Below are 19,610 nucleotides of genomic sequence, written 5' to 3' on the forward strand. Positions count from 1 at the left end.
GAAACCGATTTATCTTCGAAAACATGCTTCAGTGCAGGAGTTGCACATGCCAGCATTATCCATGATAAAATTTCGGAACCCGCCGTTTTTCCATCATAGAAGAAGTTTTGATAACTAAATACGTAAGCAATTTGCGAATACGCGATATCAAGTACAAATTTATACAAAAAGACCGTCAGCACAAAATATATGCTACGGATAGTCGCTGTATTATGCGACGAAAAATTACCGCCCGCCGGGGCATTTTTTATAACTGCAGAATCTGAATTCATGGAAAATACTCGTCTCCAGAATTATTATAAGCCCTGTTGCAATACAGAAATGCAATTTTGGGCCTACTTTGCCTTTCCTCAGCGCCAATGCTTCTTCAGTACCCGAAATAAAAAATTATGAAACAAAAATGCCTGTATGTATAAGTAGCCCTTGGCACTAAGCTTCGCGCGATCTTTGAGAAGGTAAGAAAACCCTTCCTTTTTCAGGAAAGGAACAACTGGCCAATTCCACTGGCCCTTGATAACGGCGTTGATGAACGTGATCGGTGGATTGCGGACTTCTTTACCTGTCAACGCATAAAAGGGATCGTCGAGCTCGTTTGATATCGTACTCTGATCAAGGTCCCATGCTGAGGCACCGGGGATGAGAAGTTTCTTCAACGTCTCCACCTTGTACAACGACAGACCGATAGCCGAGCGATAGCGTACGCCTTTTGGAATAGGGCCGATTTCCTGTCCCTTGGCGTAGGAAAGCGGCAGATCGGGCGAAACCTTCAAATACCCCACGGGGACTGCGCGCGCCTGTGCGATGATTGCCTCGAAGCGCTTTGTGTCGACCGGCGCCGAGATGAAGATATCCTCAAGCCACAGGATCACCCAAGGCTCGCTTATCTGCTTGATCGCAGCCGATAGATTATCGGAATAGGATCGGTCATCCCCGACCTTGATCACGGTGACGCCAGGCGCGTCGTAGCTCTTGTGGTTGGTTACCAGATATACCTGATAGGGGCAGTCCGGCCAATATTTCCGCAGGCAGTGAAAGAATGGGTCCCACAGATCGGCATATCGGTCGCAGGACACGACCATGAACGCTACTGGCGCGGCGGCGGGGCTGGGGGTCATCGCTTCTCGTCCGATCGGTGCAATTAGAGGTTACGGTCAAACACGGCAGCGCCTTTCCGTCGGCTGCCAGGACTCAAACCTTGCTTCGACTTTTGTCCTGCGCTGAGACGCAGGGCTGTAATGGGGCGCAACCGATAAGTCGATGGGCGGACAGCCTTACCCAGGGGCGCGCAGCCCGCCTTGCCGTCGTCTGGCGAAATATCAGGATCGCAGTCCCGTTGATCCGGATCGCGCTTGCAGATGAGGATCGCGTTCGGCAAGGACCGCAGGCGGGCCATGCATCAGGCACGCCGAAGCGCTCCATAGGGGAAAACATTGACGAATCGTACTGAGCCTGTCGGGACCGGCAAAGTCGCCCTGATCACTGGCGTCACGGGGCAGGACGGCGCATATCTTGCCGAATTTCTTTTGGAAAAGGGCTATCAGGTTCACGGGATCAAGCGGCGCACTTCGCTGTTTAATACCGCCCGTATCGACCATCTTTTCCATGACCCGCATGAAACCGGCAGCTCTTTTCACCTGCATCACGGCGACATGACGGACTCTTCCTCCCTGCTGCGCATTCTGGAGCAGGTACAGCCCGACGAGGTTTACAATCTCGCCGCGCAAAGCCATGTCGCGGTGAGCTTCGAGGAACCGGAATATACCGCGAATTCCGACGCGATCGGCGTGCTTCGCCTGCTCGAAGCCATCAGGATCCTGAAGCTGACCGACAAGACGCGTTTCTATCAGGCGTCGACGTCGGAACTATATGGCCTGGTCCAGGAGACTCCGCAGCGCGAAACCACGCCCTTCTATCCGCGAAGCCCCTATGCCGTCGCTAAGCTCTATGGTTACTGGATCACCGTGAACTATCGGGAAGCCTATGGCATGTACGCGTGCAACGGCATCCTGTTCAATCACGAGTCCCCGCTACGCGGCGAGACATTCGTTACCCGCAAAATCACGCGGGCGTTGGCCAGGATCGCGCTAGGTTCGCAGACGGCTTTGTATCTGGGCAATCTGGATGCGATGCGCGATTGGGGCCATGCCAAGGATTATGTCGAAATGCAGTGGCTTATGCTGCAGCAGGAAAAGCCCGAAGACTTTGTGATTGCCACCGGCGTGCAATATTCGGTCCGCGAGTTCGTGGATCGCGCGGGCGCAGCGATCGGCATGCGCTTCGAATGGCAGGGCAAGGAAGCGGAAGAGGTGGGCATTCTTGCCGCCGTCGAAAGCGATGACCAGGCATTGCGCGCGCGCATCGGCCAGGCCGTCGTCAAGGTCGACCCGCGTTACTATCGCCCGGCCGAAGTGGAAACCCTGTTGGGAGACGCCAGCAAGGCGAAGAACAAGCTGGGCTGGACGCCGCGTATCTCCTTCGAGGAGCTGGTCGAGGAAATGGCTGCAGCCGATATGCTCGAAGCGCAGGTAGAACTCGCCACCAAGCATATCCGGCGCTGAGAGCATGACCCGATCCCGCAAGCTTCTTCTGACAGGCGGCGGCGGCATGGTCGGCCGCAATCTGGCCGAGCATGCTGCATTGGCAGATTGGACGATCCTGTCACCAACCCGCGGCGAGCTGGATCTTACCGATTACGTCGCCACCCAGGCCTATATCGAACGACACCGGCCGGATGCCATCATCCATGCCGCCGGCAAGGTGGGTGGAATCCAGGCAAACATTGCCAATCCCGTGCGCTTCCTGGTCGACAATCTTGATGTAGGTCGCAACGTCGTCATGGCGGCGCGTCATGCAGGGGTATCCGTACTGCTCAATCTCGGCAGTTCCTGCATGTACCCGCGCGGTCATGATGCAGCATTGCGCGAAGAACAGGTCCTTACGGGGGAATTGGAGCCGACCAACGAAGGATATGCCATCGCAAAAATCGCGACGGCGCGACTGTGCAGCTATATCCGTCGCGAGGATCCCGCATATCAGTACAAGACATTGATTCCCTGCAACCTCTACGGCCGGTACGACAAGTTCGCTCCGCAGCATTCCCACCTCGTGCCGGCGGTGATCGCAAAGGTGCACGATGCAAAGATCAATGGCCTCGACGCTGTCGAAATCTGGGGTGATGGCAGCGCGCGTCGCGAGTTCATGTACGCTGGCGATCTGGCCGACGCACTCGTGCGCGCGCTGGATAGCGCCGCTACGCTACCGGATATGATGAATGTCGGGCTAGGCTACGACTATACCATCAATGAATATTATGCGGCTGCCGCCAATGTTATCGGTTGGCAAGGGCGCTTCGTCCACAATTTGGACAGACCCGTTGGCATGGCGCGCAAGCTTGTCGATACCACGCGTCAACGTGATTGGGGGTGGCAGGCTTCCACATCGCTGGAAAACGGCATCCGTAAAACCTATCACTTCTATCTGGAAGAACAACCATGACCATGCGGTTCCCCCTTGCTACTGCAACCTGGGATCAAGCCGAATATGATGCACTTCAGCGTGTAATCGCGAGCGGCAACTTCACCATGGGTGAAAATGTCCGCACTTTTGAAGATGCATTTGCGAACTTTATCGGTTCGAATTACGCGGTGATGGTCAATTCGGGCTCTTCGGCGAACCTGCTCATGATCGCCGCGCTCTGCTATCGCAAGCTGGGATCGAGCCTTAAGCCGGGTGACGAGGTGATTGTCCCGGCTGTCTCGTGGAGCACCACTTATTATCCCCTGCATCAATATGGCCTGAAGCTTCGCTTCGTCGACATCGATCTGGCTACACTGAATATCAGCATGGATGCGTTGGAAAACGCGATCACGGATCGTACCAAGGCAATTCTTGCAGTAAACCTTCTCGGCAACCCCAATGATTTCGACCGGGTTTCCCAAATAATTGGTGATCGCGATATTCTTCTCCTTGAAGATAACTGTGAATCGCTCGGTGCGACCTTCAAGGGCAGGCAAGCTGGTACGTTCGGTGTGATGGGAACGTACAGCAGCTTCTTCTCACACCATATATCGACGATGGAGGGTGGACTCGTCGTTACCGATGACGAGGAACTGTATCACCTGATGCTCAGCTTGCGGGCACATGGCTGGACGCGGTCGCTGCCAAAGCATAATCTCGTATGCGGCGAGAAGAGCGATGATCCCTTCGAGGAAGCTTTCCGGTTCGTTCTACCTGGCTATAATCTTCGTCCGTTGGAAATGTCAGGCGCGCTAGGTATCGAGCAGCTCAAAAAGCTTCCGATGCTCGTTTCCGAGCGTCGCAAGAATGCGAAACTTCTGCAGGATCGTGTTGGTGATCATGACAAAGTTTTGATCCAACAGGAGGTCGGCGAAAGCAGCTGGTTCGGATTTTCGCTAGTGCCGCGCCCTGGAACGGGCCTGACGCGTGACATGTTGAGGTCGCAGTTAACCCCAAAGGGGTTTGAAGTACGCCCAATCGTAGCGGGGAACTTTGCCAAGAATGAGGTCGTTAAGCTTTTCGATTATGACATCGCCGGCACGCTCGAAAATGCGGATCATATCGACAAGCAGGGTCTGTTCATTGGCAACCATCATTACGATGTTAGTGAAATGATCGGGGAATTAGAACAGGTTTTGAGTTCTCTGTAAAATTTAGCCAATATGCCCCAGAACTATCGCCGTACTACGTTGCGATAGTTCTGAGAGTCTGTTTGAGAATGGATCAGGCGCTGGCGTGACGGCTGTAGATGACAGTTCGGTTTGTGGCGAAAGGCGGGAGAATGACCGCATCGCGCCATTGCCGGTCGAAGCCGGGCAAGCTCTCGAAGCGCTTCATGGTAGCGTCAAAGCCGGGTAGTTCTTCGTGGATGGTGCGTATCTTCTCACCGTTGCCCGCGCCCGTCACGATGTCGCAGCAGACCAGATCGGTCGTGAGTTCGTCTAGCTTGTAGGCGACGATCGCGCTCACCTCGTCAAAGGACACGGCATCAGTCGCCTTGGCCGTGACGATCGCGAAGTCGTTATCGGTGGTGATGATCTCTGGCTTCTGCATGGCACGTCCGTTCAGGGGGTGAGCCGCCGGAGCAGGTTGCTGGCCATGGCAAGATGGATCATCGCCTCCGACACGTCGAGGCGCTTCTCGTAGTCGCGGACTAGCCGCCGCCAGCGCGTCATCCAGGCGAAGGTCCGCTCGACCACCCAGCGCCGAGGGAGCACCTTAAAGCCGGAGACGTCGTCCGACCGCCGGATGATCTCGACGGTGAAGTCGCGCAGAGCTGCCGCATCAAGCAGTTTGGTACGATCGTACGCCCCGTCGCCGAACAAGTGCTTGAGCCACGGCCAGCGTCTGCGGATCGCGGACATGATCTCCTGCGCGCCTGCGCTGTCGGAGATGTCGGCCGTCGTTAGGTTGACCATGAGGAGCCGCCCGTCGGTGTCGACCGCGATGTGACGCTTGCGCCCCTTGATCCGCTTGCCCGCGTCGTAGCCGCCGCCGGACGGAGCCGAGGGCGCCTTCACCGACTGGCTGTCAACCACGGCTGCGGACGGGCTCCGCTCGCGCGCCTCGCGCTCCCGGTCGAGCATCAGCGCCACGTCATGGATCGTGCGGAACAGGAGGCGGCGCACGAAGCGGCGAAACCACCAGTAGACCGTCTGCCATGGCGGGAAATCCTTCGGCAGCATCCGCCAGCCACCGCCCGAACGAGCAAGGTACCGCAAGGCGTTCAGCACCTCGCGCAGGTCCGTCGTAGGCTTGCGCCCGCGCTTCGGCGGCGCGGGCAAGAACGGGCGGACGATCTCCCACTCTGCATCCGTCAGATCGGTCGGGTTGAACCGCCCCGGGTTTGTCGGAGGCTCCAACTCCTGAAAAGGTGGAGCCTGTATGAGCAAGACGACGAACAAGTTTGCGCCTGAGGTCCGCGAGCGTGCGGTGCGGATGGTGCTCGACCACGAGCGCGATCACCCGTCGCGGTGGGCAGCGGTGGTGTCGATCGCGGAGAAGATCGGCTGCGTGCCGCAGACGCTCCACGAGTGGCTGAAGAAGGCCGAGGTCGACAGCGGCAAGCGCGCCGGCGTGCCAACCGAGGTGGCCGACAAGATGAAGGCGCTGGAGCGCGAAGTCCGCGAGTTGCGGCAGGCCAACGAAATCCTGCGCAAGGCGTCCGCGTATTTTGCTCAGGCGGAGCTCGACCGCCCGTTCCGGCGATGATCGCCTTTATCGACGATCATCGCGCAACCTATGGGGTCGAGCCGATCTGCCGCGTCCTGCCGATCGCCCCATCGACGTACTTCGAGCGTGTCGCGCAGCGACGGGATCTGATGCGCCTGTCGGCGCGGGCGCAGCGGGATCAGGCTCTCAAGCCCGAGGTCGCCCGCGTCTTTGCCGAGAACTTCGGGGTGTATGGCGTGCGCAAGGTCTGGCGCCAGATGATGCGGGAGGGTTTCCCGGTCGCTCGCTGCACCATCGAACGGTTGATGCGCGAGATGGGTCTGGCAGGCGTGATCCGTGGCAAGCCGGTGCGTACGACCATCAGCGACAAGGCAGCGCCGTGCCCGCTCGACCACGTTAACCGCCAGTTCCGTGCCCCAGCGGGGACTGTCAGGAATTTTGTGCGGGAGGCCGGTTACCGTCATCAGATGACGAAGCGCTCACCGAAGATCACGGCGAACTGGCTTTTGGCTTCACCCCATTCACGCGGGGGGCGTTTCCATTCGTCCGCCGCGTGATTGAGCACGAGGTATAACAGCTTCATCGCGGCATCGTCACCGGGGAAATGGCCGCGGGTACGGACGGCACGGCGGATCTTCGAATTCAACGCCTCAATGGCGTTGGTAGTATAGATGATCCGACGGACGCCTTCGGGAAAGGCGAAAAACGGGATGACCTGGTCCCAGTGCCGCCGCCAGCTCATGGCGATGGCCGGGTGTTTCTGGCCCCAGGGGCCTTCCTCGAACGCCTCCAGCGCCGCCATGCCGGCCTCGGGCGTCTCGGCACGGTAGACGCCGCGCAGCGCCTGGGCGATGAACTTGCGCTCCTTCCACGACGCAAAGCTCATGCTGTTGCGGATCAGATGAACGATGCAGGTCTGGACAATAGCCTCAGGGAAGACGGCGTTGATCGCTTCAGGGAACCCCTTCAGGCCATCGACAACGGCGATCAGAATATCGGCGACGCCGCGATTTCTGAGCTCGTTCATGACCCTGAGCCAGAATTTGGCGCCCTCGGTCTGCTCGATCCATATGCCGAGCACCTCCTTCGTGCCGTCGGGCTGGATGCCGAGCGCGATGTACACCGCCTTGTTGCGGACGAACCCTTCGTCGCGGATCTTTACCCGGATCGCGTCGAAGAAGACGAGCGGGTAGCAGGTGTCGAGCGGGCGGCCCTGCCATTCGGCGACTGCTTCCAGAACCGCATCGGTCACGCTCGAGATCAGGTCGGGCGAGACGTCGATCCCATACAGCTCCTCGAGGTGCCCGCGGATCTCGCGCACCGTCATGCCGCGCGCGTACATCGATACGGCTTGCCGGGGCATAATCCCCCGGATTATGCCCTGATCGGCGCGCTGTCGTCGAAATCGGGGAAGCGGCGCTGGTATTTGGCGATGAGCTTGGGGTCGAACGTCCCCGCACGGTCGCGCGGCACATCCAGCGTCACCTTCGATGTGCCCGTCAGCATCGTCTTCCTCGACGACCCGTTGCGCCGGTTGATGGTGCCTGCGGCACCTTCGTTTTCCAGATGGTCGTCCAACTCTGCCGACAGCATGCGCTCCGACAGCGCCTTCTTCAGCTCGTCGAGCAGACCGTCCTTGGCGAACAGTTCTTGCGGGTCACGGCCAGCCAGAAGCTGATCCAAAACGTCCTTGTCGATTGCCATATCGATGGTCCCTTCCATTCCATCCTATGGCCTCCCGCACAAAATTCCTGACAGTCCCCCCCAGCGCCAAACAGGCTCTGGGTGTCGGACTTCACCTATGTCGCGACCTGGGCAGGGTTCGTCTACGTCGCCTTCGTCATCGACACCTATGCCCGCCGGATCGTCGGCTGGCGGGTCAGCAGGACGGCGCATGCCAGCTTCGTGCTGGATGCGCTCGAGCAGGCGCTACACGATCGCCGGCCGGTTCATCGTGGCGGCCTGGTTCACCATAGCGACCGCGGGTCGCAATACGTGTCTATCAAGTACACGCAGCGCCTCGCTGAAGCGGGGATCGAGCCATCGGTGGGCAGCGTCGGTGACAGCTACGACAACGCTTTGGCCGAGACGATCAACGGCCTCTACAAGGCCGAGGTGATCCACCGGCGCGGACCGTGGCGCAGCTTCGAAGCCGTCGAGTACGCTACCCTCGAGTGGGTCGACTGGTTCAACCATCGCCGGCTGCTCGAACCCATCGGCAACATCCCGCCTGCCGAAGCCGAAGAGCTGTATTATGCTGCCGCGGACAACATCGATATGGCAGCGTGACTCACAACCCAACGCCTCCGGCAAACCCGGGGCGGTTCAAACCCTTTCTCAAACGGGCTCTGAGAGGGAATACCCTACTCCGATACTATCCAACCAAAATCTTGAACCAGAAACAGAGCGGTTTCAGCCGAGCTGAGGCAGCCAAGCATACACAGGACCGCTACTCTCTGATTCATGATCCTTGCCGGCAAAGGATGATAGCCCGAATGGGTCAGCCTTATCAGGTAGTCAGCGGGACGTTTTGTTGCTGCCGTCGAAGGTGGAATACTGCTGGCAGGCAGCGCGCGGTTTGGCGCCAGTACCGCGAACGCGGTGTTTGTCTATCGCGCGATAGCAAGTAAGGTCAGAAGCGGCGTCCCTTGCACGGCGAGGGTCTAGGACGATGCAACTTTCATTCTCGCAGCCCGAGCCGACGCTGATCGAGGTGCCGGCCCCGCGCGGAGTGAGCATCGGCATCACCACCTTATGGCGGCTCTTTGCCCTACATGGGATTACGCGGAAAAACCGATTATGCGACCGAGCAGGGCTGCCCCCATGTCCTGAAGCACCGAGAGAAATGGTTCGAGGGTTAGCCCGAACTCGATCCCGACGAGCCGGTCTCATCGCCAAAACCTGAGCATCCGCAGAAATGGTCCACCGCCATGGACGCTGCAGCCGGCGATTGCGCGCAGGCATCTCCTTCGGCACTGCAAGCAATGCTACTGCATTGATACGAGGCTCGCGATGTATGCGCCGTAGGCAGTTTTCGCCAGCGGCTTGGCAAGTCGCGCAATCGCCTCGGCATCGATCCAGGACTGACGGAATGCAATCTCTTCCGGGCAGGCAACCATTAGACCCTGACGCTTCTGCAAGGTAGCGATGAAACCGGACGCTTCCAGCAAACTGTCGTGCGTCCCGGTATCGAGCCAAGTAAAACCACGTCGCATAATCTCTGTATTAAGCTGCCCCATCTCCATGTAACGCTTGTTCAAATCGGTAATTTCCAACTCACCTCTCGGTGACGGTTTGATATCCGATGCAATTGAGCACACGCGATTGTCGTAGAAATACAGCCCAGTGACCGCATAGTTGCTCTTCGGCCGGGCCGGCTTTTCCTCTAGGCTGACTGCTCGACCACTCTTGTCAAATTCTACGACGCCATATCGCTCCGGATCTTCGACATGGTAGGCGAATATCGTTGCACCATCTTCACGTACATTGGCATTGCCAAGCAGATCGACCAGATTATGGCCGTAGAAGATATTGTCCCCAAGGACCAATGCACTGGGGTCGTTGCCGATGAATTCCTTACCAATAATAAATGCCTGGGCCAGCCCGTCCGGGGAAGGCTGCACTGCATATTGAAGATCGATTCCCCACTGGCTGCCATCCCCCAGAAGCTCGGCGAAACGTGGCGTATCCTGCGGCGTACTAATCACCAAGATACTATCGATGCCGGCCAACATAAGCGTCGACAACGGATAATAGATCATCGGCTTGTCATAGACCGGAATAAGCTGCTTGCTGATAGCACGGGTCGCGGGATACAGCCTCGTACCCGACCCACCAGCGAGGATAATACCTTTTCGCTTAGCCATGATAGTCGCGCCTCCTGGTCAGACGTTGATGCCACAAAAATCAAGAACGACCTTACCAGACAGGCGCCTACCCACGGATGGGTTCACGAAGTTCTTGTGGCGGACCATGAACGCAAAAACGTCGCAACTTTCACTGGCGTCGTCCAACGACACCAGCTTCAGGTTCGGGTGCTCGGTGATGTTTGGTTCGACCGCGACGATATCATGCCCCATTTCCTGCAGCTTCTCACTAATCGAAAGCGCAGGTGATTCACGAAGGTCGTCGATATCGGGCTTAAAGGCCAAGCCCATGCACGCAATACGTGGACGCCGGCCGAGCTGGCGTTCTGCATCCCCCGCGGCAGCCACGATACGGTCGACCACCCATTCCGTCTTATGGCTGTTCACGCCCCGGGCAGCTTTGATAACAACAGCGTCCTCGGGATTTCTGGCGACGATGAACCAGGGATCTACGGCGATGCAATGACCACCGACACCGACCCCCGGTGTCAGGATCGAAACCCGCGGATGATGGTTGGCCAACCGAATAAGATCCCAGACGTTAATGCCTTCCTTGTCACACAGCAGGGAAAGCTCGTTTGCAAAAGCGATGTTCACGTCACGGAAGCTGTTTTCCGTAAGCTTGCACATTTCCGCAGTCTTGGCGTCGGTTTCCAGTACGTGCCCATCGACGAACGTACGGTAGAAATCGGACACGCTCGTCGTCGCTTCCGGTGTATAGCCGCCGACGATGCGATCGTTTTCGACCAACTCGACCATGACCTTGCCCGGCAATACACGTTCGGGACAATAAGCGATGTTGATGCTGGTCACGTCTACTCCGGCAAGTTCAAGAACCCTTGCCATTTCATGGGTAGTGCCGACCGGTGATGTCGATTCGAGAATGACCGTATCCCCGGCTTTGAGCAGGGGAGCAATTTTTGCAGTAGCGGACAGGATGTAATCAATATTGGGCTGCGGGATGTCATCAGTTTCATGAAACGGCGTAGGTACGCAAATCATATAGACGTCGGACGATTGGGGTTCGGCGAAGGCCTTCAAATTGCCTGATGCGACGGCGGATCGGACATAGGCGTCCAGATCGGGCTCAACGATATGGATACGCCCTTCGTTGATCGTCTTTACGACATGCGAATTGATATCCACGCCGGCCACCATATAGCCCTTGGCTGCCAGAAGCGCCGCAGTCGGCAGACCGATATAGCCCAGGCCGACAACGCAAATCGATTTCTTTGTCATTTAGATCGCCTTCAAAACGTCAACGATCCTCTGGCTGGCCGCGCCGTCGCCATAAGGATTGTGAGACCGTGACATACGCTTGTAGAGACCCTCGTCCTCGATCAACGACGAAACGCCCTCGACAATTCTTGCCTTGGATGCGCCAACGAGTTTGACGGTTCCGGCATCGACCGCTTCGGGACGCTCCGTCGTTTCGCGCATCACCAGTACCGGCTTGCCGAGACTGGGAGCTTCCTCCTGAATACCCCCGCTGTCGGTCAGGACGATATGGCAGTTCATCAGAAGGTAGACGAAAGGTTCGTAATCCAGCGGGTCAATCAGATGGACATTCGGAATCGACGACAGGAGATCTTCCACCGGCCCCCGGACATTAGGGTTGAAATGGACGGGATAGACGAAATGGATCTCCGGATAGGACAGCGACAGTTCCCTGATCGCCTCGCAGATTTCAAGAAAGCCGCCACCAAAATTCTCTCTGCGATGCCCGGTAATCACAACATAGCGCTCATTCTGCCACGCGAACGGCAACTGCGCACTGAGCTGCTCGGCGAGTAGATGGCGGCGTTCGTCGTCATACTCGATCCGCTTGACGACCCACATCAAGGCATCGATCACGGTGTTGCCAGTAACGACGATCCGTGCCTCAGGCACCATTTCACCAAGAAGATTGGCTCGGCTTTGCTCCGTCGGCGCAAAATGCCATTCGGCCAATGTACCCGTCAATTGCCGGTTGAGTTCTTCGGGGAAAGGCGCTCGCAGATTATGGGTACGAAGCCCGGCTTCCACATGACAGATCGGAATGCCGGCATAAAAACTTGCCAGCGCCGCGGCCATCGAGGTTGTCGTATCGCCATGGACCATAACGGCATCGGGCCGTTCGTCAGCCAGCACGTCGCTTATTCCCGTCAGTACCGCTGACGTGATACCGGGCAGCGTTTGCCCCGGTTTCATCAAGTCGAGATCGATGTCTGGAACGATTCCGAACACGTCAAGCACCTGGTCCAGCATCTGACGGTGCTGGGCTGTTACGCAGACCCGCACCTCCAGATCGTCCGAATGTTCCCGCAACTTCAGGAACAGCGGCGCCATCTTGATCGCCTCTGGCCTCGTTCCGAAGACGAGCAAAATTTTCTTAGGATGGTTCATCGGACGTTCTGATAGCCTGTGGTTGGATCTTGCGATCGGGCACTGCCGGAGAAATGAGGTCAGCCGACCCGGGTTATCCTGGATCTTGCCCAGCGGACGATGTGACTGAACCGCTGCCAAAGCTGGCTATTATTGGGATAATCCTCGTACGTCTTGTTCGGGGATCGCAAGATCACCTGAAAATCGGCGTCGGATATCCCGAGCTTCTTCAGCACGTAGGATTTATCCTGAGCGATCATTTCCGCGGGCGCCGGGGGATGACTCAGTTCCTCCAGCGCCTGGTCACGCGTGATCTGCCCAGAACAAATCAAAGCCGAGTTATAGGATTTGCGCAGATCATACCCAAATTTTTCCGGCAAGTAATATGCATGGAAAAATCGGGTGAAAATCGACTCATAATGCTTACCGCCGTAATCTCGCCAACCAAGATCATCGATCAGCAGCTGCTTGGCCGCCGCCTTGTTAAAATCGATATAATTCAGGATCGGCACCCATCGCGTTCCACGCGCGAGCAGGCGATAGACATAATCAAATGTGGACAGATACGGATAGGTACGCATCTTCACAGTTCCAAACTGCTTGTGAATGGAACGGATCAGCTTCGAATCTTTAGACCCATATAGCCACGATTCCGGCATGATGGATTCAGTGACGACGTTATTCCCCGCAATAATATACGGAATCTTCATTTTTGCAGCAGTTTTGATCAACACTGCCCAAATTGCGTGATCCGTCGGTATTTCGACGTTCGCAATCGAAGATTTTAGAAAACTTGCCTGAATATCCCTGAATTCATTCCAATCGAGAACATGGGTATAAAGGTCAATGTTTAGCGTCTTAACCAATCTTTCGATGTTGGCGACAGACAGTTCGGAATTCCATCCATTGTCGAGATGAACCGCCAGGGTACGGAGCCCATATTTCCGCGCAACCAGATAGGCGACATAGGAGCTGTCAACACCCCCGCTCAATCCGATCAGGCAGTCATACTGACTGTTCTTTCCACGTCGTTTGATTTCCGCGATCATCGTCTCAAGCGCGGCGGCTCCAGCGGCATCGTCGTGCAAATCGTGCGTGGTAATTTCGTCGTAATTCTTACAGAAATTACAACGGCCGTCGTCATAGAATTCTATTTCAGTTGCTGTCGTATCCATTACGCAGCGGCTGCAGATCCGAACGTCGTGCTTCATCAAAAAATGGCCTTTAATGATCGGTATCGCCGGGTCAGGCATGTACCGCAGCTGGGTCAGTGTAACTGATCAGCACAGCGTTGTGCCTTCCATGGAAGACAAACATCGCGCCAGCCCCAGCTGCGGAAGCCCCCGCACGCAACCCTTCCCGCAAATGCTCAACCGTACCGGCCCCGCCAATGCAGATAACAGGTATCGAGACGCTTTTGGCGACCTTGTCGATGAAAGCAAGGTCGTACCCGCCCATCATGCCATCACGATCGATCGACTGTAGCGCCAACTCGCCCACGCCCAGCGCTTCCAACCTGCGGGCATGGTCCAGCACATCGACCCGCTGCCGATGACGACCACTATGGGAGTAGAGAGATTGCCGGCCGAGAAAATCCCGCTTGACGTCGATGCTTGCCACGATGCTCTGGCTGCCAAAGATGCGGGCAGCTTCGGCGACCAATGCCGGATTCTCGAACAGCACGCTGTTCAGCGATACCTTTTCCACGCCAGCCTTGAACAATCGCTCGATCTGACCGAGCGTATTGATACCGCCACCATAACCGATCGGCATGAAGGCCTCGGAGGCGATATCGCCGATCATGCCGTAATCGGGATCCCTGCCCGCTGCTGTCGCAGCAATATCGAGCAGGACAAGTTCATCGACTTCCTTCTCGTTGAATATCTTTACGGCATTGATCGGATCACCGATATATTTGGGACCAGCAAAGCGCCGTGTTTTTACGAGACTTCCCTCCCGCAACAGCAGGAACGGAATGATACGGGCCCGACTCATGCGCCGAAACCACTGACGAAGTTACGAAAAAGCTGAATGCCGTAACGATGGCTCTTCTCTGGATGAAATTGTACCCCGACGATATTGTCGCGAACGAACGCAGATACGAATGGCTCACCATAGTCGGTGACACCCCATACATCATCCGGGTTATCGCACGTCACTCGATAGGAGTGCACAAAGTAGAAACGCGCCCTTTCGCCCAGCTGATCGGATAGCGCATTCTCCTTTTCGAAGGATACTTCCGACCAGCCCATGTGCGGCACCTTGAGCCCGGTCACGACGGGCGGCGCAAAGCGGCACACCTGCGCATCCACATAACCAAGCCCCTGCCGGTTTCCCTCCTCGCTTGCCGAACACATCAACTGCATTCCCAGGCAGATACCCAGGATCGGCATCTTGCGATCGAGAACCAGATCCTTCAGCGGCTCGATGATGTCGAATTTTTCCAGGTTCTGCATCGCCAGATCAAAATGGCCCACTCCCGGCAGGACGATCTTGTCGCAAGACGCGATCTCACGGTGATCCCTGGATACGACATGGGGAGCACCGATATATTTCAGCATATTGCAGATCGACCCTATGTTGCCCATTCCATAGTCGATGACCGCAATATTCATAAAATTCCCTTGGATGGCCGACGCCGGACAGCGCCCTGATCGTCCGTTGGCCGTTTAGCATACCGATAAGACAGGACCATGTAGTGCACATAGCTGAATGAACGAGCGATCGTGAACAGCCATAGCGTCCCGGTTACGGTGTTGAAAGCCACGATACCCACCACGAGCGCGGCGCCGCCGAGCACCAGGCTCACGACTTGCCACCGCAACGATACCGCCATCTGCTCGGCGATGACGAGAACGCCGCCAAGCGACATGGCCACGAAATTGAAGAAGAACATTGGAACAAGTATCCGGGAATACTCGCCCGCCTTCGCCCATTCCGGACCGAAGACAAAGACAAACAACCATGGCGAAATGACATAGAGCAAGCCGAACCCAGCAAACCCAAGGAGCGCAACCGGCAGAACCAGTTTGGCATAGAGCGGGCGACAGGTGCCGTCCCTGACATAGTTGATGCTGGCTTGCTGCCTGAACACATCCTTCAAGCTGGAACTAACGATGGTGACTGGCAGGTAAAGCGCCGAGAACAGAAGCGACACATAGCCCAATTCGGTCGGACCGAAGGCATAGCCGATCGCCAGAACGTGGATCGAACCACCAATGGTGTTAACGAGCTGGTCGGGGACCATCAGGCGAGGGAAACTTCGATAACGCCGCCCCATCGCGGCCATCCTTCGCTGGATTGCGACCGTTCCATCGGCAGCACGGGACCAGCTCAGCCTGCCACGCCATACCCGACGATAGCTGTGCCCGATATAAAAGAGACGCCCGAGCACTTCACCCAGCACAAGCCCACCGCCGATCCCGCCTGCGACACCGAATGCCAGCTTGGAAAGGGACAGAGAAGAGCTTTGCCAAATGCGGTTGATGGCGAGACCGCGAAAGGCCTTCTCGCGAACGAGCCATTCCGATGTGCAGTTGTAAATGATCTGTCCGAAACTGATCAACGGTACGCAGATCAGGAGCGAACGAAGCGCGGGGTTATCCAGCGCCGCGGCAATCGGCACGCGTAACGCGACGAATACCAGTAGCGCGGGTAGCAGAACGATTGCGCTGCGTTGCATAATGAAAAGGAATAGATTTACCGTTCCCATTCCCGAACGAACCAGCAGAAAGGCTTGCTCATAGCTGCCGCTTGCAACAATTGCCAAAGGCGTCGCAATCATCGAAACAATAGCGAATGTTCCAAAATCAGCCGGAGAATATAATCTTGTAAATATGGGATAAAACAAAAGCGGCAATACTTGTGCAACGATCGTTCCGATCATAACCATGCCGGCATTTCGAATAAAATCCCCTGCAACGATTTTACGGAACATTGAAAATATCATATCGATAAACGGTCGTTTTCTACACGCCTGCCACATTGCTTTATGAGCATGAGCAATAAGTTACAGCATCCAACGGAATAATCCGCCGCATGACGCGCTCCATCATGCAGCTTCCATTAATTTATTGAATAATTCAACATACTTCTTCTCTTCGGAAGACCAGTTGAACTCTTCGATGATAGCCCGACGCCCATTCTGCCCCATGCGATATGCCCGTGCCTTGTCGCTGACAAGATACTCTATTGCATTGGAGATAGCAGCCACATCCCCTGGCGGAACACAGATTCCACAATCATACCGTTCTACGATATCTTGCCACAGTTGATAATCGGTACAGATGAACGGTATTCCCGCTTCCATATACTCGAATATTTTATTGGTCCCATAAGAACCCAACTTGTTGCCCAGATTAAGCTTGTAATCGTAAACGACGACACCAATCAAAGCAGCTTCATAAAATGCGTGCAGATCGGGCCGCGACAGCCGGCCATGGAACTTGACCTTATCCCCACCCGGCATCATGGCAAGGCGCTTGCCATGTTCCTCATCGATGTATCCAGCAATATGATATTCCAAATCGTCGAAATCATTCAGCGCAGAAACAATTTCCTCTTGATTCGAATAGGAATATACTGTTCCGGAATAGCATAATATGTTGCTTCGGCGAACAAACTGATCTTCTCCAAAATCCCAATTGTTTGCGATCAGAGGGAAATTGGCAATCAGCAGCCCTTTGCCAAGCAACTGGTTGAGGTTGGCGACGACGTGCGAATGAGGACTGACGATGCCATCATACTGACGCAGCGCCCGAAGCATGTAGCGTTCGAACGCGGAGGATACGATCCGACGAGAAAAATGCGGCAACCATTCCTTCTCGAGAAGGTGGCGCGGCATATCCTCATGCGCATCGTAAACGACCTTCTTGCCTGCCCGCTTTAGGGCGAGGCCCAGAGGCAGCAATTCCGGGGAGTGAAGCTGGTAGATATCGGCATTGATCTCGAGTGCCTTGTCCAGAAACTGACGCGTTGCGGCAGCGAGGGTCTTCCAGCGTGGCCAGGGCTTTCCGCAGTCGTACACCGGAATCCCGTCCAGCACCTCATCCGGACTGCCATCATTCGTCAGGATGGTAACGTGGAAGCCATTGTTATGGAGTGACTTGCACTGCCTGAGGAAAACGCGGGCATCGTTGCGAAAATACCCGCTAATGACATGGCATATGCTGTTCAACGTCCGCTATTCCCGATTATGGCCTGTTCCGGCGCTGCATGATGGTGGATGTCGCCGCTTCGCTGCAGGACGACATTGCCGGTCATGGGTCAATGTCGTACCCGTCCGTATCCTTCCAATCCGTATCGCCGGGGTGCCTAGTCCCATCCACTTAAAAAGTCGATGGCATTGCAAGCGGCCTATGGGCACGATTTTCCGTGCCGACGCGCACCGTTGTCCAGGCGCTCGTTCACCTTGGCGGAAAAGCAACCACAAAGGTACGTGATGGCAAGAACCGTAATCGACCGCCGTACTCTCATCGCCGGGATGGCCAGCGGGATCATCGTCAGCGCAGAAGCCACATCGTGCAGTGCGGCACCAGTTCATAACGGTGTAGTTCTCGACCTCGCCGAGTTCGGCGTTTCACCGGGCGCGACACCGCAGGAAAATCTGTCCGGGTTCAAGAAGGCGATATCGCATGCTCCTCCGGGCGCGATGCTGCACTTGCGCCCGACCGCTCCATTGGCCTGTCGCATCGAGGTCGGTGGCGACTGGTCGACAGCGATCACGATCGACCGACCCGTCATTCTTCGTATTGATGGAGATTTGCAGGCTTCGCATGCCGGCGCTCCACCGGCTTCGTCGTTCATGCTCAACATCACCGCGCCTGGGGTCACCATTACAGGGACCGGCCGGATCATTGGAAGTGGTGCAATCGACGACGGCAATTCCGGCACCGACGAAACATTCCCCGGCCTTATCAGAGTGTCGGCCGACAATTTCGTTATGACGGAAATAGAGTTGGTTACGCCGCCCAAGGTAGGATTGATGCTATATCAATGCCGAAAGGCGAAGATTGTACGCGCGCGATTTTCCGGTGGGCCGAAAGTATACGGAGATACAGGATATTTCGCCATTCGTGCAGCAGGCGGCGGTGAACATCTGTTCGATACCAATCGCTTCTACCCCGCCGAAGACGGCGGCATGTTCGTACAGTGTATAATGCTGGGGGGTTCGCACGATAATCTCTTTACAGGCAACCACGCGCGCTACCCTTATGAAAAGCTGATATATGGCTATGGCGATAGAAACGTTGCCAAAGACAATATCGTGATTGGGAACCCTGGATATATTCCAGGGACGAACATCCAGGGCACGATTACCTCGGTTTTCCGATTTCATGGTTCGTTCAACACGGTACAGAACAATCATGCCCATGGTTGCGCCGGCGGGGCACAGATGATGGATGGCCGCGCCCATATCGTCGTCGATAACGAGTTCCTGTCTTGCGGACAGTCGGCGATATCCGCTTACAGGGGAAACATTTCGGGTTCGACGTTCAGGCGGAACGTCGGTACGCGAGCCGATCTGGCCGGGTTTGTCGCCGGCGACGGGATACGCATTGTATCGGACGACGCCGCAAGCGGGATCGTCGTGGAAAACAATCGCATATCGGGGTTTTCAACCCCTGATCCGATTGCGACCCTCGCGGTGTGGCGAGGGCGGACCTCGTTTGGCAGAAACAGCTTGGTGAGGCCACGGGCAGGTAACGGCCGCTTCTACATGGCTCAGGGGACTGGCGTCTCGGCGACGAACGAACCACGATGGCCTGCAGCACCCGGAGAGACGGTGGTAGACGGGACCGTTACTTGGGTCACTATAGCGTATGAAGGCGGTCAGGCAGGGCTGAAACTATACGGATCAAGCGCCGCTGCGCCAATTACCGGCAGCACCATATCAGGGAATAGGATCGATGGCGGCCGCTATGGCATCGTGACCCGTTTCGTCACGCACTCGCGCATTGTCGGCAATATTCTGGATGCATCCGAATGGGGCATGGTCGAGGATGCTGGCAGCCATAACATCTGGAAATCCAACGACATCAGAGGCACCGCGTCCCGGCAGGTGCAAAACCTGGCGTCGACCAGTTCGATGCTGAGCGACCGCTGAAACCCGATATCCGAGACTGGCAGGCGTACCCTGTCGCTCGATCATTGTCCTGAGCGCTTTTGGACCTTAATGGCATCGTCGATGCC

The 19,610-nt window shown here is 56.3% G+C and carries 15 protein-coding genes, 3 pseudogenes and 1 other annotated feature; of the genes and pseudogenes, 6 read left to right on the forward strand and 12 right to left on the reverse strand.

Translation table 11 applies throughout. The features are described 5' to 3' along the window. Nucleotides 1-350: 350 nt before the first annotated feature. On the reverse strand, nucleotides 351-1,115 hold the full coding sequence (locus MF610_RS16930) for a hypothetical protein (RefSeq protein WP_242201479.1): 765 nt from the start codon (nucleotides 1,113-1,115) through the stop codon (nucleotides 351-353). Between the two features lie 315 nt (nucleotides 1,116-1,430). Here MF610_RS16930 and gmd point away from each other — a divergent pair, with 315 nt between their 5' ends. Genes gmd through MF610_RS16945 form a run of 3 tightly spaced genes read left to right on the forward strand, consistent with a single transcriptional unit; the run spans nucleotide 1,431 to nucleotide 4,667 of the window. Further along, nucleotides 1,431-2,558 (forward strand): GDP-mannose 4,6-dehydratase, encoded by a 1,128-nt coding sequence (gmd, locus tag MF610_RS16935; RefSeq protein ID WP_242201481.1) that lies wholly within the window; start codon nucleotides 1,431-1,433, stop codon nucleotides 2,556-2,558. 4 nt (nucleotides 2,559-2,562) lie between these two features. Continuing rightward, a complete protein-coding gene (locus tag MF610_RS16940; protein WP_242201482.1) occupies nucleotides 2,563-3,495 on the forward strand; it encodes a GDP-L-fucose synthase family protein in 933 nt (310 codons plus the stop codon). After that, the gene (locus MF610_RS16945) at nucleotides 3,492-4,667 is read left to right on the forward strand and encodes a DegT/DnrJ/EryC1/StrS family aminotransferase (protein WP_242201484.1); all 1,176 of its coding nucleotides are present in this window, start codon (nucleotides 3,492-3,494) and stop codon (nucleotides 4,665-4,667) included. Before MF610_RS16940 ends, MF610_RS16945 begins: the two co-directional genes overlap by 4 nt. A gap of 73 nt (nucleotides 4,668-4,740) precedes the next feature. Here MF610_RS16945 and MF610_RS16950 read toward each other — a convergent pair whose 3' ends face one another. Next, the gene (locus MF610_RS16950) at nucleotides 4,741-5,070 is read right to left on the reverse strand and encodes a hypothetical protein (RefSeq protein WP_242201487.1); all 330 of its coding nucleotides are present in this window, start codon (nucleotides 5,068-5,070) and stop codon (nucleotides 4,741-4,743) included. Nucleotides 5,071-5,081: 11 nt separating this feature from the next. Beyond that, entirely contained in the window at nucleotides 5,082-5,903 is an 822-nt protein-coding gene (locus MF610_RS16955; protein WP_242201538.1) for an IS5 family transposase, read from the reverse strand. Between MF610_RS16955 and MF610_RS16960 the strand changes: the two are divergent. Continuing rightward, nucleotides 5,902-6,605 (forward strand): annotated as a pseudogene (locus tag MF610_RS16960) (IS3 family transposase); the annotation flags it as partial. The gene MF610_RS16955 and the pseudogene MF610_RS16960 sit on opposite strands and share 2 nt — an antisense overlap. Then, nucleotides 6,183-6,299, forward strand: a sequence feature (AL1L pseudoknot). (Overlaps the previous pseudogene by 117 nt.) Nucleotides 6,606-6,652: 47 nt before the next feature. On the opposite strand, the pseudogene MF610_RS16965 reads toward MF610_RS16960, so the two are convergent. Continuing rightward, nucleotides 6,653-7,893: pseudogene (locus MF610_RS16965) on the reverse strand (IS256 family transposase). A 66-nt stretch (nucleotides 7,894-7,959) separates the two neighbouring features. On the opposite strand from MF610_RS16965, the pseudogene MF610_RS16970 reads away from it, so the two are divergent. Next, a pseudogene (locus MF610_RS16970) lies at nucleotides 7,960-8,478 on the forward strand (IS3 family transposase); the annotation flags it as partial. A 698-nt stretch (nucleotides 8,479-9,176) separates the two neighbouring features. Here MF610_RS16970 and rfbA read toward each other — a convergent pair. From rfbA to MF610_RS17010, 8 genes are all read right to left on the reverse strand, one after another. After that, the gene (gene rfbA, locus MF610_RS16975; protein ID WP_242201489.1) at nucleotides 9,177-10,055 is read right to left on the reverse strand and encodes a glucose-1-phosphate thymidylyltransferase RfbA; all 879 of its coding nucleotides are present in this window, start codon (nucleotides 10,053-10,055) and stop codon (nucleotides 9,177-9,179) included. A gap of 18 nt (nucleotides 10,056-10,073) precedes the next feature. Further along, on the reverse strand, nucleotides 10,074-11,294 hold the full coding sequence (gene wecC / locus MF610_RS16980; RefSeq protein WP_242201491.1) for a UDP-N-acetyl-D-mannosamine dehydrogenase: 1,221 nt from the start codon (nucleotides 11,292-11,294) through the stop codon (nucleotides 10,074-10,076). Further along, the gene (wecB, locus tag MF610_RS16985; protein WP_242201493.1) at nucleotides 11,295-12,440 is read right to left on the reverse strand and encodes a non-hydrolyzing UDP-N-acetylglucosamine 2-epimerase; all 1,146 of its coding nucleotides are present in this window, start codon (nucleotides 12,438-12,440) and stop codon (nucleotides 11,295-11,297) included. A gap of 59 nt (nucleotides 12,441-12,499) precedes the next feature. Beyond that, the gene (locus tag MF610_RS16990; protein WP_242201496.1) at nucleotides 12,500-13,672 is read right to left on the reverse strand and encodes an N-acetyl sugar amidotransferase; all 1,173 of its coding nucleotides are present in this window, start codon (nucleotides 13,670-13,672) and stop codon (nucleotides 12,500-12,502) included. Then, entirely contained in the window at nucleotides 13,665-14,414 is a 750-nt protein-coding gene (locus MF610_RS16995) for an AglZ/HisF2 family acetamidino modification protein (RefSeq protein ID WP_242201498.1), read from the reverse strand. The genes MF610_RS16990 and MF610_RS16995 overlap by 8 nt, the downstream gene beginning before the upstream one ends. After that, nucleotides 14,411-15,034, reverse strand: a complete 624-nt coding sequence (gene hisH, locus MF610_RS17000; RefSeq protein WP_242201500.1) for an imidazole glycerol phosphate synthase subunit HisH — start codon at nucleotides 15,032-15,034, stop codon at nucleotides 14,411-14,413. Before hisH ends, MF610_RS16995 begins: the two co-directional genes overlap by 4 nt. Continuing rightward, nucleotides 15,031-16,356: a lipopolysaccharide biosynthesis protein gene (locus MF610_RS17005; protein ID WP_242201502.1), complete on the reverse strand. Its 1,326-nt coding sequence runs from the start codon at nucleotides 16,354-16,356 to the stop codon at nucleotides 15,031-15,033. Before MF610_RS17005 ends, hisH begins: the two co-directional genes overlap by 4 nt. A 114-nt stretch (nucleotides 16,357-16,470) precedes the next feature. Next, on the reverse strand, nucleotides 16,471-17,595 hold the full coding sequence (locus tag MF610_RS17010; RefSeq protein WP_242201505.1) for a glycosyltransferase: 1,125 nt from the start codon (nucleotides 17,593-17,595) through the stop codon (nucleotides 16,471-16,473). A gap of 162 nt (nucleotides 17,596-17,757) precedes the next feature. On the opposite strand from MF610_RS17010, the gene MF610_RS17015 reads away from it, so the two are divergent. Continuing rightward, a complete protein-coding gene (locus MF610_RS17015) occupies nucleotides 17,758-19,524 on the forward strand; it encodes a right-handed parallel beta-helix repeat-containing protein (RefSeq protein ID WP_242201508.1) in 1,767 nt (588 codons plus the stop codon). Nucleotides 19,525-19,610 lie beyond the last annotated feature (86 nt).

Source organism: Sphingomonas hankookensis (genome assembly GCF_022664465.1).
In the GTDB taxonomy this organism is placed as follows: domain Bacteria; phylum Pseudomonadota; class Alphaproteobacteria; order Sphingomonadales; family Sphingomonadaceae; genus Sphingomonas; species Sphingomonas hankookensis.